This is a genomic window from Arthrobacter sp. B2060 (assembly GCF_059090445.1).
The window spans coordinates 832,725-848,346 of record NZ_JBNHFR010000001.1 but is presented as its reverse complement, the minus strand read 5'-3'; the positions used below and the strand labels follow the sequence as shown (position 1 = coordinate 848,346).

11 protein-coding genes are annotated in these 15,622 nt (G+C 64.6%); 5 read left to right on the top strand and 6 right to left on the bottom strand.

The genetic code is table 11. The features are described 5' to 3' along the window. Positions 1-122 precede the first annotated feature (122 nt). The 6 genes from AC5RUM_RS03990 to AC5RUM_RS03965 all read right to left on the bottom strand — a co-directional run bounded on the left by AC5RUM_RS03990 (position 123) and on the right by AC5RUM_RS03965 (position 8,068). Positions 123-2,126: a penicillin-binding transpeptidase domain-containing protein gene (locus tag AC5RUM_RS03990; protein ID WP_494033703.1), complete on the bottom strand. Its 2,004-nt coding sequence runs from the start codon at positions 2,124-2,126 to the stop codon at positions 123-125. A gap of 65 nt (positions 2,127-2,191) precedes the next feature. Beyond that, entirely contained in the window at positions 2,192-3,631 is a 1,440-nt protein-coding gene (locus AC5RUM_RS03985) for a phytoene desaturase family protein (RefSeq protein ID WP_494033702.1), read from the bottom strand. Beyond that, positions 3,624-5,093, bottom strand: a complete 1,470-nt coding sequence (locus tag AC5RUM_RS03980) for a glycosyltransferase family 87 protein (RefSeq protein WP_494033701.1) — start codon at positions 5,091-5,093, stop codon at positions 3,624-3,626. The genes AC5RUM_RS03985 and AC5RUM_RS03980 overlap by 8 nt, the downstream gene beginning before the upstream one ends. A gap of 145 nt (positions 5,094-5,238) precedes the next feature. Beyond that, positions 5,239-5,379 carry a hypothetical protein gene (locus AC5RUM_RS03975; RefSeq protein ID WP_494033700.1) on the bottom strand — a complete coding sequence of 47 codons (141 nt, stop codon included), beginning with the start codon at positions 5,377-5,379 and terminating at the stop codon, positions 5,239-5,241. A gap of 586 nt (positions 5,380-5,965) precedes the next feature. Continuing rightward, positions 5,966-6,547 carry a histidine phosphatase family protein gene (locus tag AC5RUM_RS03970; RefSeq protein WP_400576897.1) on the bottom strand — a complete coding sequence of 194 codons (582 nt, stop codon included), beginning with the start codon at positions 6,545-6,547 and terminating at the stop codon, positions 5,966-5,968. Then, complete coding sequence (locus AC5RUM_RS03965; protein ID WP_494033699.1) at positions 6,548-8,068, bottom strand: CCA tRNA nucleotidyltransferase; 1,521 nt, start codon at positions 8,066-8,068, stop codon at positions 6,548-6,550. It abuts the gene before it with no gap. A gap of 195 nt (positions 8,069-8,263) precedes the next feature. Here AC5RUM_RS03965 and AC5RUM_RS03960 point away from each other — a divergent pair, with 195 nt between their 5' ends. The 5 genes from AC5RUM_RS03960 to trxA all read left to right on the top strand — a co-directional run bounded on the left by AC5RUM_RS03960 (position 8,264) and on the right by trxA (position 14,449). After that, a complete protein-coding gene (locus tag AC5RUM_RS03960; protein ID WP_400577695.1) occupies positions 8,264-8,764 on the top strand; it encodes an NUDIX hydrolase in 501 nt (166 codons plus the stop codon). A 100-nt stretch (positions 8,765-8,864) separates the two neighbouring features. After that, positions 8,865-11,003 carry a murein biosynthesis integral membrane protein MurJ gene (murJ, locus tag AC5RUM_RS03955; protein WP_494033698.1) on the top strand — a complete coding sequence of 713 codons (2,139 nt, stop codon included), beginning with the start codon at positions 8,865-8,867 and terminating at the stop codon, positions 11,001-11,003. Between the two features lie 173 nt (positions 11,004-11,176). Beyond that, entirely contained in the window at positions 11,177-12,877 is a 1,701-nt protein-coding gene (locus tag AC5RUM_RS03950) for an ABC transporter substrate-binding protein (protein WP_494033697.1), read from the top strand. 250 nt (positions 12,878-13,127) lie between these two features. Further along, positions 13,128-14,084, top strand: a complete 957-nt coding sequence (gene trxB, locus AC5RUM_RS03945; RefSeq protein WP_494033696.1) for a thioredoxin-disulfide reductase — start codon at positions 13,128-13,130, stop codon at positions 14,082-14,084. A 38-nt stretch (positions 14,085-14,122) separates the two neighbouring features. Then, positions 14,123-14,449: a thioredoxin gene (gene trxA, locus AC5RUM_RS03940; RefSeq protein ID WP_400478385.1), complete on the top strand. Its 327-nt coding sequence runs from the start codon at positions 14,123-14,125 to the stop codon at positions 14,447-14,449. The last annotated feature ends 1,173 nt before the right edge of the window (positions 14,450-15,622 follow it).

The window sequence follows — 15,622 nt, the reverse complement described above, 5'->3', positions numbered from 1 at the left end:
CGGCAGCATCCAACCCTCCCTCACGTACCGCCGCCGAACGCCGGTCCCTCCCGCGGGTGTGAGGAGTTCAGGGCGTGCGGGAGGGTCGGCTGGAAGGCTGCGGAAACAGCAGGAGGGCTCGGTCACCCCGCCGCGGTGAGGAACTTCTTCAGGAGCGGCCCGGACGTCGTGGCTCCGAGGCCGCCGTCCTCCACGAAAACGGCCACGGCCAAGTCGCCGTGCGTCGCGATGATCCACGCGTGGGTCTTCGGCGGGTTTTCGGTGCCGAATTCGGCCGTGCCGGTTTTCGCACCCACGGGCTCGCCGGGCACGTCAGCGAGGAAACCCGCGTGCCCTGACGTCACCACGGCACGCATCATGTCAGCCAACGACGCGGCTTCGGCCTTCGTCAGCGGTTTTTCCGCTGCCGGGGCGGGCGCCTCCGCCGTGACGGTCGAGGACGGCGCCGCCCCCTCTGCGGGCGGCGCACTGGCCGCCTCGGTTGCCGATGGGGACGCGCCCGGGGCCGCATCAGGGTTGAGGACCAGCACCGGCGAGACGGGCGCTCCCTTTGCCACCGATCCTGCCATGATTGCAGCCGCCAGCGGCGACATCAGCACCCTGCCCTGGCCGATCATGGCTGCGGCGTGCTCGGTTCCTTCTGCTTCGGCGGGAACGGATCCAAGGAACGCGTCGGCCCCCAGTTTGGGCGCTTCAACGGCCACGCCGAGGGATGTGGCCGCCGACTCCAGCTGGGCCTGGGTCACCTTGTCCCGTGCGGCAATGAACGCTGTGTTGCACGAGTGCGCAAAGGCGTCGCGCAGGGTCACCGATCCCAGCGATTCCTTGGGGTAGCCCTCGGCGTTCTTGAACGTGCGTCCGTCCACCGTGAGTGTGGGTGTGCATTCCACCTTCGAATCCGGGGTGCGCCCGTTGCGCAGCATGGCCAGCGAATCCACCACCTTGAAGGTGGAGCCTGGTGCGTATTGCCCCAGCATGGCGGTGTTATAGCCGTTGCTTCCCTCACCCGACGCCGCGGCCACAACGGCCCCCGTGGACGGACGGAGCGCCACGATGGCGGAGGCAGGCTTGACGTCGGCGAGGGTGTCCTCGGCAATCTGCTGCAGCTTGGGATCAAGGGTGGTCTTGAGCGGTGTTCCGGCCGTGGCCTGGATCTCGAAGACCGTCCGGCGCGGGTCGGTGGGGGCGTCCCGGATCTCCGCAGCGGTGAGGTCGGCGCGCTGGACCCGGATGACAATGCCGTCCGTGCCGCGGAGCTGGGCGTCGTATTGCTGCTGCAGGCCGCCGGTTCCGATGACGTCACCGGCGGTCAGGGCGCCGTCGGACTTTTCGATCTGTTCCGCACTGGCCTGGCCCACGGTCCCAAGAACGGCCCGTGCGAAGGTGCGCGTGGGGGCGAGGGGCAGTTTGTCGGCGATGGCCCGGCCGCCCGGAATGGCGGCGATCTCTGCGTCGGTCACTGCGCGACCGGCGGTGTCTCTTAGCGTGATGGCGGGAACGAAGGCCTCCGGCCCCGAAGCCTCGACCTGCTGGGCATAGGCGGCGGGGTCGACGCCCACGAGTTTGGCCAGCTTCGTGGCCGAATCTGCTGCGTCGGCGTTGCCAAGCTTCGGTTTGTCGATGCCGACGTTCACCACGGGCCGGTAGGTGACGAGCGGGACATCCTGGGCGCCCAGAATGTCTGCCCGCTGCGGGGACTGCGTGGCTTTGCTGAGGATCTCGCCTTCCGCGAGGTCCGGCACGAGCATCCCCGGGGACCAGACGGTCAGCCACTTATCGCCCGACTTCCGCAACTGGGCGTTGACCGTGTACTTCCACTCGCTGGTCTCAATTTTCCAGCTGTAGTTCAGCGGGACGCTGGCCGTGTCCCCGTCGAGCTGGAGCTCGCCCGTCTCGACGGCCGGCTTTACCGGTTGGAGCGCCTTGAAGACCTGGTTCAGCTGGTCGTTCGCGACGGCGGCGTCCCGGCCGTCGAACGCCACCGGACGCACATCCAGCCCTGCGACCGCGGATGCCAGCTGCTTCGCGGCAGCCTCGGCACCGCCGCGGCCGTCGTCGCAGGCGACCAAAACCGTGCCAAGTATCAGACCTATAAGAGCGAGCGAAAGATTTTTGTAGTTCCCCATCGCGCCATTATCCCCCGCCGGAAGACCACTTCCGGCCACGCAACTCCGGGCCAATCACCCTTGGCTCAGATACCGAGCGCCGGGACATCGAGGCCGAATATGTCTTTTAGAGCATATTTAGCCGCATGGAATCCGGACATGCCGGTGACGCCGGGGCCAGGCGGAGTCGACGAAGAACACAGGTACACGCCGCGGGCAGGCGTCCGCCACGGCACCGGGGATACGACGGGGCGCTGGAGCAGGCCGCGCACGTCCAGCAGGCCCGCGCTGAAGTCGCCGCCGATGTAGTTTTCGTTGTACTCCGCCAGCTGGGCGGCGGTGGTCACCTTGTATTTGAGCACCACGTCCCTGAAGCCCGGCGCGAAGCGTTCCAGCTGGTCAATGACGGACTCGCCCATATCCACTGTGGAACCCGGCGGAACGTGGCAATAGCTCCAGAGGATGTGCCTGCCACCGGGCGCCCTGCTGGAATCGACAGGGGAGGGCTGGGACACCAGCACATACGGGCGCTCGGGGTGCCGGCCTTCCGCAACCTCATGTTCGGCCTGCGCTATCTCGGCCCGCGTGCCTCCAACGTGGACCGTGCCGGCGTCGGCGAGTCCGGGGGCTGCCCAGGGCACCGGGCCGGACAGGATGAAATCCACCTTGCAGGCGGCACTTCCGAAACGGTAGGACTCCAGTGACCGGCGGTAGGACGTGGGCAGCCTGCTTCCTGCAATCCGGGAAAGCGCCGGCGGTGCCACATCCAGCAGGACAGCCTTGGCGGGCTCGAGGTCGGCCAGGGACGTCACCCTGATTCCGGCCTGGATTGTTCCCCCGTGTGCCTCAACATCCTGAACCATTGCCGCTGCAATCGATGACGATCCGCCCACAGGAATGGGCCAGCCGTCCCCGTGCGCGAGGGCATTCAGGAGGAGCCCTGCTCCTGCCGCCGCAAGGGAGGGAAGGCGCCCCACAGCGTGGGCGGCGACGCCGCTGATGAGCGCAGGGGCCCGGTCCCCCCGGAACCTGAGGTTCCAGAGCGGCGAGCCCTGTTCAAGGGTCCGGATGCCCAGGAGGGCAGCGGACAACGGGTCAGCCGGCATCCGCAGCAGTTGGTCCGATGAGGTCTCGACAATGCCGCCCAGGCGCCGGACCAGCGGTGCCATGAGCCTGCGGTAGGCGTGGCCGTCTCGGCCCAGTTCGTCCGCGGTACGGTCAAGGGAGCGGTAGGCAAGGGCCGACCGCGCACCATCCAGCGGTGACCCAAACTGGATCTTGGGCAGGGCAAGGCTGATGCGCCGGGGCAGTTCGAACGCCTTGAAGAACGGGGAGGCCAGCGCCATGGGGTGCACGGCGGAACACACGTCGTGCCAGTGGTTCTGCTCGATGAGCTGCAACGTCCGGGTGCCGCCGCCGATCTCTGCTGCCGCCTCATAAACATGCACTTTCAGTCCCGCGCGGGCCATGATCACGGCCGCGGCGAGGCCGTTGGGTCCGGATCCGACGACGGCGACGTCAGGCACGGCGGGCGGCCATCCATCTGGGGAGTACTGACGCCAACGGGCGCAGGGGATCCAGCCGGAGGCGGTCCGGCGCACCATCGAACGGTCCCCCATGGGGATCGTCGAGGAAGTGGCGGCGGATGGGGTCGTACGTCGGGTCCCAGATGTCAAGGGCCACGCGCAGCATGAGGTATGCCGTTACGAGCATATGTGCGCCCACAGCCAGAACGTAGTACGGCATGTCGATGTTGTGCTGTGGAACGCCACCGCTGGTCACTTGGCCAAGATACATCCAGATGGCGGCCCAGTGCAGCCCTTCAAGGCCTTGCCAGATCAGGAAGTCCCGCCAGCGCGGGCGTGCCAGGGCGAGCAGGGGGACCAGCCAGATGACGAACTGCGGGGAGTACACCTTGTTGGTCAGGATGAAGGCCGCCACGATGAGGAAGGTCAGTTGTGCGAGCCGCGGCCGCGTCGGTGCCGTCAGTGCCAGCACGGCGATGAGGACGCAGGCCAGCAGGAAGACATTGAGGGCCAGGGTGTTGATGGCTTCCGGTGTGAGGAGTGTCCACCGCACCCTCTCCGCCACGAGGTTGTAGGCGAACCACGGTGAGCTGAATCCTGCCGGGCGGTCCTGCGTGAACTCGAAAAAGTACTTCCAGCCAGTCAAGTCCCTCAACGCAAAGGGGAGGTTGACGGCCAGCCATGTACTGGCGGCCGCCACCACAGGGACGAGGAAAGCCCTGATTTTTCCGGTGCGCAGGGCCAGCAGGAAGATCGCCCCGAAAACCAGGACAGGGTAGAGCTTCGTGGCAGTTCCCAGCCCTATCAGGATGCCCGCCAGCACAAGCCGCTCCCGTGAGAAGAAGTACATGCCAAGGGCCAGCAGGGCCACTGCCCACATGTCCCAGTTGATCACTCCGGCCAGGATGATGCCCGGGGCCAGCGCCACCATCGCGGCGTCCCACGGGCGGCGCCGGGTCATCCGGGCAGTTGCCAGCACGGTGACGATCCAGACGGCGGTTATCAGCGTGGCATTGACGTCGAAGTAGCCCAGTACCCGAGCATCAGTGGCCCCTGTCCCCGGGACTAACCACGCCGTGGCGCCGGCAATGAGGCCCATCAGGACCGGATACTCGAAAAGGGTGCCCTCGGTAAAGAAGGGGAACGCTCCGTCGCCCAGGCCGCGGCTGCGGAAAAGCTCCGGAAAGTCGGAGTAGCAGGTGGAGTAGAACTGGGACGGCGTTGCCCAGCCATTGACTCGGCAGTAGCCCTTGATGGCGACCCCGGCCAGAGCTGCAAGCACGGTGAGGATGATCAGTACCCGTTCCACCGTGAAGAAACCCGGGGCAACGATCCCCGGCGCCGAGTGCCTTCCCAAGGGGCCGCCGACGAGCTCTGTGAAGTTCCTGAGCAGGCGGTCGCTCCGGCTTGGCACCACCAGGCGCGCACGCTGGCGAGGGGGCGGCGGCTGAGTCTCCTGCATGGCTCCGAGCTTACCGGGGCACTGCTCCGCGGCGGGAGCCCGCGCACAGCCGCGCGGGCTCCCTGGGCGATGCTGTGGCCGGTGCGGCGCATCAGGCCTCCTTGTAAACTGCAAACGCGTCAAAATGCAAGCGGGCTGATCGGGTTCAGCGCAGGCTGCTCATTTGCTGGTGCATCCGGGCATATACGTCTTCCCGGTTCTGGTCCAGCAGCTGGCTGTTGAACTGTTGCTGCCGGTCCCTCGCGGGAATTCGGCTCAGGAGAAGGGCTTGGAGTTTGCGAAGCATGGGGTTCACCTCCTTTCGGCTAGGTCGCAGCAGGACAAAGCGCAAGGAATTTGTGGCATGACAAATAAGGCCATTTGGTTCGCCGGAAATGGCACAAATGGACAAAGGAATGCCCGGCCGGAATAGGAAATACGGCAAAAGCCGAAATGGGTCCCGAAGACGGAAGCGCTGCGGAGCCCCAACAAGAAGCAGGTTCTGAATTATGGGGAGCTGCGAAACCGCCAGGACTCCGCCAGATCAGGCCGCTGGCTCAGGAATCCGCCAAGAAGGCAGGATTATCGTCCTGATAAACCCTGCGCCGCTTGGAACACGCGAGCAGCAGGGTCAGCCGGCGAGTCTGCGATAACGGCGCAGGCCAGCAACGGAGGCGGGAAACGCGGTGATGGTCATCTTCCATCCGCTAGTCAAAGTAATCATTTTCCCAACCTCCTTTTCTGCTCTGCCGTGTTCCGGCTGACTGGCCGGCCAACGTGCGCCGATGACCCCGGCAAGATCGCTCTGGGGTCAGAAACAAAAGTACACCAGGAATGCTGCGGTTGACTACCTAATTCTCAAACAATTTTCGGAATTAGCAAACAAAGTATTGTTAGAGGCCCCAGCGGACAATGGCCGGTGTCCTTTTATCCCAGCCCAGGGTGCAGACTTTGGCGGTTCCAAGAATGAAGTGCCGGCCCTCTTCCGGGGCGAGCTCCAGCCACCGGGCCGTGAGGATGCGCGAGAAGTGCCCGTGCGCCACGATCAATACGTTGTCAAGGCCCGATTCCAGAACCCGGGCCACGATCTTGTCCGCGCGGGCCGCCACATCCTGCAGTGTCTCGCCGTTCGGAACCCCGTGGGTCCAGATCAGGTAGTCCGGGTTGTCCTTGCGGATCAGGTCCGAGCTGATGCCCTCGTAGTCGCCGTAGTCCCATTCGACGGCCAGCGGTTCGTGAACGGCGTCGGGGAACCCGGCGAGTTCGGCCGTCCTGCGGGCGCGGCGCAGCGGTGAGGTCAGCACGAGGTCGAAATCCACACCGTCCAGCACTTTGCGGGCTTCCACCGCCTGCTGTTCGCCTTCCACCGTCAGCGGCAGGTCGGTCAACCCCGTGTACTGGCCGCTCTTGGACCACTCAGTTTCACCATGCCGCAGGATCCAAAGCTGGGGACGGGCGATGTAGGCGGAATTCACTTAAGACTCCTCAGTTGGGGAAGTTTCGACGGCGGCGGGAGGCGTTGCGGGACCGGACGCGGTGGGCTGCGGTGCTTCAGGCGCAGACTCGGGCTGCCGCGCCCACCACGCACGCAACGCCGACTCCGCGACTGACGGCTCCATGGGGCCGTTTTCCATCCGTTCCTCCAGCAGGAATTTGTAGGCCCTTCCCACGACGGGCCCCGGCTTCAGATCCAGGAGTGCCATGATCTGGGCACCGTTGAGGTCCGGCCGCACGGCATCCAGGGACTCCTGCTCACGCAGAGCCGCAATCCGGTCCTCGAGGTCGTCGTAGGCGAAGGCCAGCCGCTCGGCCTTGCGCTGGTTGCGCGTGGTGACGTCCGAGCGGGTCAGGCGGTGCAGGCGCTCCAGCAAGGGCCCGGCGTCGGTGATGTACCGGCGGACAGCGGAATCGGTCCACCCGGCGTCGCCATATCCGTAGAAGCGCATGTGCAGCTCCACGAGGCGCGCAACCGCCTTGATGGTGTCGTTGTCGAAACGGAGGGTCTTCATCCGCTTCGCGGTGAGTTTGGCGCCCACCATGTCATGGTGGCGGAAGCTGACCGCGCCGCCCGGTTCGAAACGGCGCGTAGCCGGCTTCCCGACGTCGTGCATCAGTGCTGCGAACCGCAGCACAAAGTCGGGGCCGGGCACGGGGCCGTCTTCGTCTGTCTCCAGGGTGGCCGCCTGCTCCAGCACCTGGAGCGAGTGCTGGTACACGTCCTTGTGGCGGTGGTGCTCGTCGGACTCGAGGCGCAGCGCGGACACCTCAGGCAACACGAACTCGGCCAGGCCGGTGTCCACCAGCAGATCCACGCCCGCCCGTGGGTGCCGGCCACAGATAAGTTTCACGAGTTCATCGCGGACGCGCTCGGAAGAAATGATGCCGATCCTGTCGGCCATCTGTGTCATGGCGAGCCGAACGTCATCGTGGACGGCCACGCCCAGCTGGGACGCGAAGCGGGCGGCGCGCATCATGCGCAGCGGATCGTCCGAAAAGGAGGCCTCGGGGGCGCCGGGAGTGGCCAGCACGGCGCCATGGAGGTCGCGGATTCCGCCGAAGGGATCCACGAGCTCCATGGATGGCAGGCGCAGCGCCATGGCGTTGATGGTGAAGTCGCGCCGCAGCAGGTCATCGGTCAGCGAGGTTCCGAAAGCCACCACGGGCTTGCGGGATTCCGGATCGTAGGCCTCGGCGCGGTACGTGGTGATTTCGATCTGGAATCCGGCCTTCCGCATACCGATCGTTCCGAAGGCGCGCCCGATCTCCCAGAAGTTGTCAGCCCACTTCTTAATCAGCGCCACGGTCTGGTCAGGCGTGGCGTCGGTGGTGAAATCGAGGTCGGGAGAGGTGCGGCCCAGGAAGAGGTCGCGGACAGGGCCGCCGACGAGCGAGAGCTCATGCCCCGCGTCCACGAAGCGCTGGCCGAGCTCCAGGACCACCGGGTCCACCTGGAAATCGACGGTGTGGAGATCAGTCTTTTGATGTGCGTGCGCCATAGTTACTTAAGCTTGTCAGAAAACCCTGCCCAACCACACCAATCACAGTGATAGCGGCCGCTTGGGGGCAAACCGCGTCATATGCAGGACACCTTGAAGCCATGTTCCAGTCATCATCACGGGACAAGAGTCGTTAGAGTGGACTCCATGGCCCATCCAGTACCGAGCGCCCCCGGCAGGAGGACAAACCCACCGTTGCCGTCGGCAATCGGTGCACACGTCGCGCCTGCGCCGCACTCGGCTCCGGCCTCCCTCCCGACCGTCGAGGAGATCTCCGCCGGCGGCGTCGTGGTGGACACGTCTGATGACGAATTGAGGGTTGCGATCATCGCCCGCCTTAATAGGGGCGGACGCCTGGAATGGTGCCTGCCGAAAGGCCATCCGGAGGGGCGGGAAAACAACGAGCAGGCCGCTGTGCGCGAGATCGCGGAAGAGACCGGCATTGACGGCAAAATCCTGGCTCCCCTGGGCAGCATCGATTACTGGTTCACCGTGAGTGGCCACCGGGTCCACAAGACCGTTCACCACTACCTGCTGCGCGCAACCGGCGGCGAGCTCACCATCGAAAACGATCCTGACAAGGAAGCGGTGGACGTTGCCTGGATCCCCATCCACGAACTCGCCCGCAAACTCTCCTTTCCCAACGAGCGCCGGATTGCGGATCTTGCCCGCGAAGTCCTGCCCGAACACCTCTAAGGTCCCAGCGGCCCGGACAGGGCCGCCGCGGGTTACGGCAACGTGGGTTACGGCAACGTGGTTACGGCAATATGTCCGCCCGGGTGAGACGATGAAGACGATGTCAGCAGCCAATCCACCATCCGAGCAGCCCGGCCAGCCCGGCGAACCGCCCTCCGGCGTCACGCCTGCCGGCGAGGCTGCCTCCAGCGCCGCCCAGCCCGGCGAAGCCCGGTCCAGCGCCATCATGGCGGCCGGGACCCTGGTCTCGCGCATCCTGGGCTTCGGCAAAACCTGGATGCTCGGCGCCGCCCTCGGACTGGGTTCCACGGTCAATGACACGTTCATCAACGCCAACAACCTGCCGAACCTGATCTTCCTGCTCGTGGCCGGCGGTGTCTTCAACGCCGTGCTCGTGCCGCAGATCATCAAGGCAAGCAAAGCGCCGGACAGGGGAGCGGACTACATCAGCCGGCTCCTGACGCTGGCGGTGCTCGTGCTGCTGTCCCTGACGCTGCTGGTGACGCTGCTGGCACCCTTCGTCATCGAACTGACCACACAGGGGTATTCGCCGCAGCAGCGGGCCTTGGCCGTTACCTTCGCCTTCTGGTGCCTGCCGCAGATCTTCTTCTACGGCCTTTATGCCCTCCTAACCCAGGTCCTCAACGCCAATGGAGCCTTCGGCCCGGCCATGTGGGCACCCATCCTGAACAATGTCGTGGCCATCGCCGGCCTGGGTATGTTCATCTGGATTTTCGGCGCCAACGTGGCCAATCCTCATACGCTGGACAACTGGGGCGACACCCAGACCTTCTTCGTGGCCGGTTTCTCCACAATCGGCGTCATCGCCCAGACTGCCATCCTGCTGATCCCCGTTTTCCGGCTGAAGCTGGGCCTGCGGCCGCGTTTTGGCTGGCGCGGGGTGGGGCTTGGCCACGCCGCGAAGCTGAGCGTCTGGACGCTTCTGACTGCCGCCGTCGGCCAACTAGCTTTCCTCTACGTGATGCGCATCGCCACCATTCCGGGTGCGGAGCGGCTCCGCCTCCAGAAAGCGGGCGACTTTGACTCCGCCGCGCTGCTTCCCGGCAACGCCGTGCTGGAGGTTGCCAGCCAGCTCTACCTGCTGCCGCACTCGATCATCGCGCTCTCTCTCGCCACCGTGCTGTTTAACCGCATGACACGAGCCTCACAGGAGGGAAACCGCGACGAACTCCGCAATGCCCTGTCGCAGGGGCTGCGCACGATGGCGGTCGCGACCGTGTTCGGTGCCCTCGCCCTCTTCGCTTTGGCCGGGCCACTGGGCATGTTCTTCTCCGGCGGGCTGCGGACTGACGGGATCATGCTGGCACAGACCCTCACCATCCTGGCGCTCAGCACGCCGTTCATGAGCGCGAACTTCATGATGTCCCGGGTCTTCTATGCCAATGAGGATGCCCGGACACCGTTCTACATTCAGTTGGTCCTGGCCCTGGTGAACGTCGTGGCGGCGTTCTTCATCCAGTTCCTCCCGTTCGACCAGATCATCTTCGCCATCGCCATTCTCTATACGGGCGGCAACATTCTCTCGGTGATCGTCAGCGCGTTCTTCCTGCGCCGGCTCCTGGGGCATTTGGACGGGCCGCGGATCGCCAACTCGTATATACGCATGGGTTACGCCGCGCTCGGGTCCGCCATTGCCGGCGTCGGCGCCCTCTGGCTGCTGGGCAACTACAGCCCGGTGGGCTTCGCCTGGACCAACCGACTGACCGCACTGGTGACCATCATCATCGTCGGGCCCGTCATGCTGGCCGCCTACCTGCTGCTCCTGAAGCTGTTCCGCGTCACCGAACTGCGCGACCTGCTCCGTCCGCTGCTCGGACGGCTCGGCCGCGGCGCCGGGCCTGCGGCACCGGCAGCCGGTGATTCTGCCGGCACCGTCACGGAGAGGGAGCGGAGAGCCGCCACCGCGCCCGGGTCGGGTTCCCATTCTGCGCAGCGGCCGACGGCGGAACGCGCCACGGTCTCGCCGGACACCGGATTGATTCCGCGGATCTCGGGCGAATTCGATGCCGCTTCCTTCCGTGCCGGACCGGCTCCCATGCCGGAACGAGAGGATGCCGGACGTTCCGGCAAGCCGGCATACCTGCCGGAGGAGGAGACGCCCAGCACCGCACGCGGCAGCGTACTGCGCGAGGAGATCCCGCTGCCGGGCCGGAGGACGTTCCAAGGCAAGCCCGGTCAGAACCCGTACTTCAGGACCAGGCGCAAGAAGAAAAAATAAGACACCGGGTCCGGCTTATCCAGCCCGTCTCACCCGGCCGTTGCACAGCATCGGCTAGGATCGAAAAAGAACAAGGGTAGTTGCGGGTCAGGTGTTAGCCGGCTTGCCGGAGGTCTTTCCGCGGTGACGGCACACCAGGCCCGCGCAATTCCCGGACAGCCTAGGAGGAACACGTGTCCCACCCGATCGATGTCGGATCAGTACTTGGCGGCCGCTACAAGGTCACGGCCACAGTACTGACCTCGCATGACCAGGATCTGGTGCTGGATGGTACGGACCAGGTGCTCAACAGGCCGGTCAGCATCCTGGTGGCCGGCCCCGACAACGCTGACCAAGTGGCCCAGAGCGCCCGTGAAGTGGCCACCGGGGAACGCCCCGGCAGCGTACAGATCCTTGATCTCGGCGTCAGCGATGCCACCACGTACCTCATCACCAACCACACGTCCGCGGCTGACCTGCTGGACCTCGTGGTCGCGTCCAACCCTCCGTACGTTGAACCGTTCTTCACTGACACGCTGGGCAGTGAGATTTTCGGGCAAGCCCGGTCCCTTGAACCGGAACTGTACGACGACGAGGAAGAGGTAGACGCCGGCTACATCGATTACGGCGCAGCCCACCAGGGTGACTCCTATCCGGCACACAGTGGCGGCCGCAGCTCCGGCCAGCAGTCGCCGGAGCAGCATGCCGGTGCCAGCGCACCGGCTGCTCCGGTCCGCAGGGCCCCCATCGTCCCTCCGCTTCCGCCGAGCCGCCCGGGCGTTCCTGCTGCAGGCGCCGCCGCAGGTCCAGGGGAGTCTTCAGGTGCCGGTGCGGCTGCGGGTGCGGCCGCCGCAGCAGCAGGAGCCGCTGCGGCTGCATCACAAGGCAGGCCGCGGACTGAGCTTCCGGAAAACACGGCACCCCAGCCCGTCCAGCGCGAGAACGTCGAGCAGGCCCTGCTCCAGCGTGAACGCAACAGCTCCGCTAACTCCACTGAAGGCTCGCACGACCGTGGCGCAGCGGGGGCCCATGGCGGGGATGATCACCCGAAGGTATCGCTGTGGTCGCAGAACGACTATGACTACGCACCGGATGACCGCTATGCCGACGACCAATACACCGACGACGAGGTGGACGGCCACCACTCGGACCGGCGGGCCAGCAGCTTCCCTGCGGCCGCCGGAACTGGCCTCGCATCGGCTGGCACCAGCTACGACGATGACGATGACGATGAAGCCCGGCAGGAGCCGCGCTCCATGCGGTGGCTGGTGGGCGGTTTGCTGGCCGCAGTGCTGGTTGTCGGACTGATCTTTGCCGTCACCAACCTTGGCAGCCTCATCAAGCCTGCGCCTCAGTCGCAGGAAACGCCGGGATCTGTGGCCACCGCGCCTGTGGAGACCGCCACCGGAAGCCCGTCGCCCAGCCCGAGCACTGCACCCGCGGCCGGACCGCCTTCAGTAGAGGGCATCACACGGTTGGGAGTCTTTGATTTTGCCTCCAACTACGACAACGACCTCGCCAAGACGTTCGACGGCAACGCCGCCAGTTACTGGTCAGACATGGAGTTTGCGACCGACAACTGGGGTGGTCTGGCTCCTGATGGCGTATCACTCGCGGTCAAGCTGAAGGACCCCTCCAAAATCTCCTCCATCACGTTGAACCAGCTGGGCGCCTCGGGCGGTAACATCAGCGTCTTCACGAATGACCGGCCGTCCCTGGATGGCGCCAAGCAGGTGGGCACCAACAGCTTCACCTCGCCTGACCTGACCATGCCGCTCGCTGAGCCGGTCACTGCGGAGTACGTCATCGTGTCCATCAAGAACCTGCCCCGTCTGGCGGCGCCGAAGACCCGCTACGGTTTCGGCCTCCGGCTGGCGGAAATCAGGGTCCAGTAGCGGAGCGCACCCTTTTCCGGTCACCTTGCCGCTGCACGTACTCGGCCTCGTGCCATGACATGTAACGGGCATGCTCTGATGGAGCCCGAAACGGTACCCTTGGGGAACGTCTTGTGATGGCGTGCGTGTGCAGGCTTCACGCGCCTCAGCGGGCCTCCACGACGTCTGGAATATTCGGCACCGCTAATCAGTTGTGCCATGTGGCCGGCCGAAAGCTGGCTCATCGATTAAGGAAGAGGTTCACCGTTCAGTGAGCAACGCAGAAAACAGCGCCTCAGAAGTACGTGATGTCATCATCGTCGGCTCCGGTCCGGCAGGGTACACGGCGGCTGTCTATACGGCACGTGCCAACCTTAAGCCGCTGCTTCTCGCCGGTTCCGTCACTGCCGGCGGCGAACTGATGAACACCACGGACGTCGAGAACTACCCAGGCTTTCCGGACGGCATCATGGGCCCGGACCTGATGGAAAACTTTGAAAAGCAGGCCGCCCGTTTCGGCACGGAAATCCAGTTTGAAGATGTCACGGCGTTGGACCTCGACGGCGATATAAAGACCGTCACCATCGCTACGGGGGAGACCTTCCGCGCGCGGGCCATCATTCTCTCCACCGGCTCCGCTTACCGTGAGCTTGGCCTTGCCAATGAAAAGCGTCTCTCCGGCCACGGAGTCAGCTGGTGTGCAACCTGCGATGGTTTCTTTTTCAAAGACCAGGACATCGCCGTCATTGGCGGTGGCGACTCCGCGATGGAAGAGGCACTGTTCCTCACCAAGTTCGCCAAGTCCGTAACCGTTGTCCACCGCCGCGACACACTGAAGGCTTCCAAAATCATGGGTGACCGCGCCCAGGCTCACGAGAAGATCAACTTCATCTGGAACACGGCCGTGGAGGACGTGCTCGGCGATGACAAGGTGACGGGCCTGAAGCTGAAAAACCTCCTGGACGGTACCGAGTCGGAACTGGCAGTCACGGGCGTCTTCGTGGCCATCGGAAACGATCCCCGCACGGAGCTGGTCAAGGACACCCTTGAGATGACGGACGCGGGAACTATCGCCGTGGAGGGCCGCAGCTCCCGGACGAGCATCCCGGGAGTCTTCGCCGCAGGCGATGTCGTCGATCCCACCTACCGCCAGGCCATCACGGCGTCGGGCTCCGGCTGTGTCGCCGCGATCGACGTCGAACACTACCTTGCAGACCTTCACGCCTGAACGGCGCTGAAAACACTTCGAAAGAGAGAGACAGGATTATGAGCAACGCAAAAGATGTGACCGACGCAAGCTTCAGCACGGACGTGCTGGCCGCCGACAAGCCGGTAATCGTGGACTTCTGGGCTGAATGGTGCGGTCCCTGCCGCAAGCTCGGCCCCATCCTGGACGAGATCTCTGTGGAGTACAGCGAAAAGGTCGAGGTCGTCAAGGTAAACGTGGACGACAACCCGTCCATCGCCGCCGAATACGGAATCACCTCGATTCCTGCCGTGTACCTGTTCCAGGGCGGCGAAGTGAAGAGCACAGTCATCGGTGCAAAGCCGAAGCAGTTCTTCGAGAAGGAATTTGCGGACGTCCTGTCTTAACCAAGAGGACAAGCCTGCCCCTACTAGGCGGCGGGACATGGCCACCACTCCGGGAGAGTGGTGGCCACTTTCTTATGGACACGGTCTTCTGGAACGGACGCATGGTGTGAACAGGTCAATGCCGGTTTGGTAAACCAAGGGGCTGGTCACAGCGCGATATTTCCCGTGGAGGACACCGGACGAGGCACAGCGAATCACTACATCACGCAAATGTCCGGCTAAATGAACCGTAAGTTGTTTCGAAATCCTGCTTTCTTCACTGAGATGGACTGAGACAGAACTCGACCCTGCATGACTTGCGGCTAGGGTATTTGTGCTGTGACGTAGTCGTGGAACGTCCCCACCGGCGGACCTAGCCGATGCCCCTCGGGCTGGTCGCTGCATATGTGCTCGGAGGAACACTATGCTCCGCCCGCCCCTGCGGCCTGCATGGGGCGTTTCACGTGAAACAGCGCCGGAAATTCACGGCCGGCATAACCGCGGCAAAGCATGCGGCACCGAAAATAGCCCTGATGGCATGGCATGGCACGGCGCCGTCGCAGCAAGCGGGACCGCAACCAACCCCACGGCCCGCTGACCGCACCGGTGAGCGCTTGGACGAATCCCGGAAGGTGCCTCCACTCTGGCTGCCGGCCACTTTGGTCGCCTCTCACGCTGTGGATCTGCACGGTGGATCTGCACGGTGCAGACGCTCACCTACGACCCCCCGGTGGCCAGGCAATCTGTCTTCCGGAATCTTGTGACGCTCAGTTGACCGATCTCGCGGCGCTTGGCCCTGTTCAGGAACACTTTTCGCTGGACAGATTCATGTCGGAACATCAACAACAACTTCAAGGCAGTTCCGCAGACCGATGTCGCGTTCCTAGGGCCCGACAACGAGGGGAGTAGCGATGGAACGCCATCTGACCCAGGGCCGCTCGTCGCGCATGTCCACTATTGCGCGAGGACTGGCATTCGTAGCGTGTATCCTCGCCTTTCATTCAAAGTTCCGAGTTGGAACTTCAACTGCGGAGCAGCTCCAACCACGGCAACCGAGCGGTGGGGTGCGCGGGCAGTTTCACGTGAAACGCTACCGGATGTGCAATCACTCAGAAAACCGCGACCAGAAGGCATAGTGCCGGGAGCGACCGACAGCACAAAGAGGGCGCGTGCACCTTAACGTCGGTGTGCTAC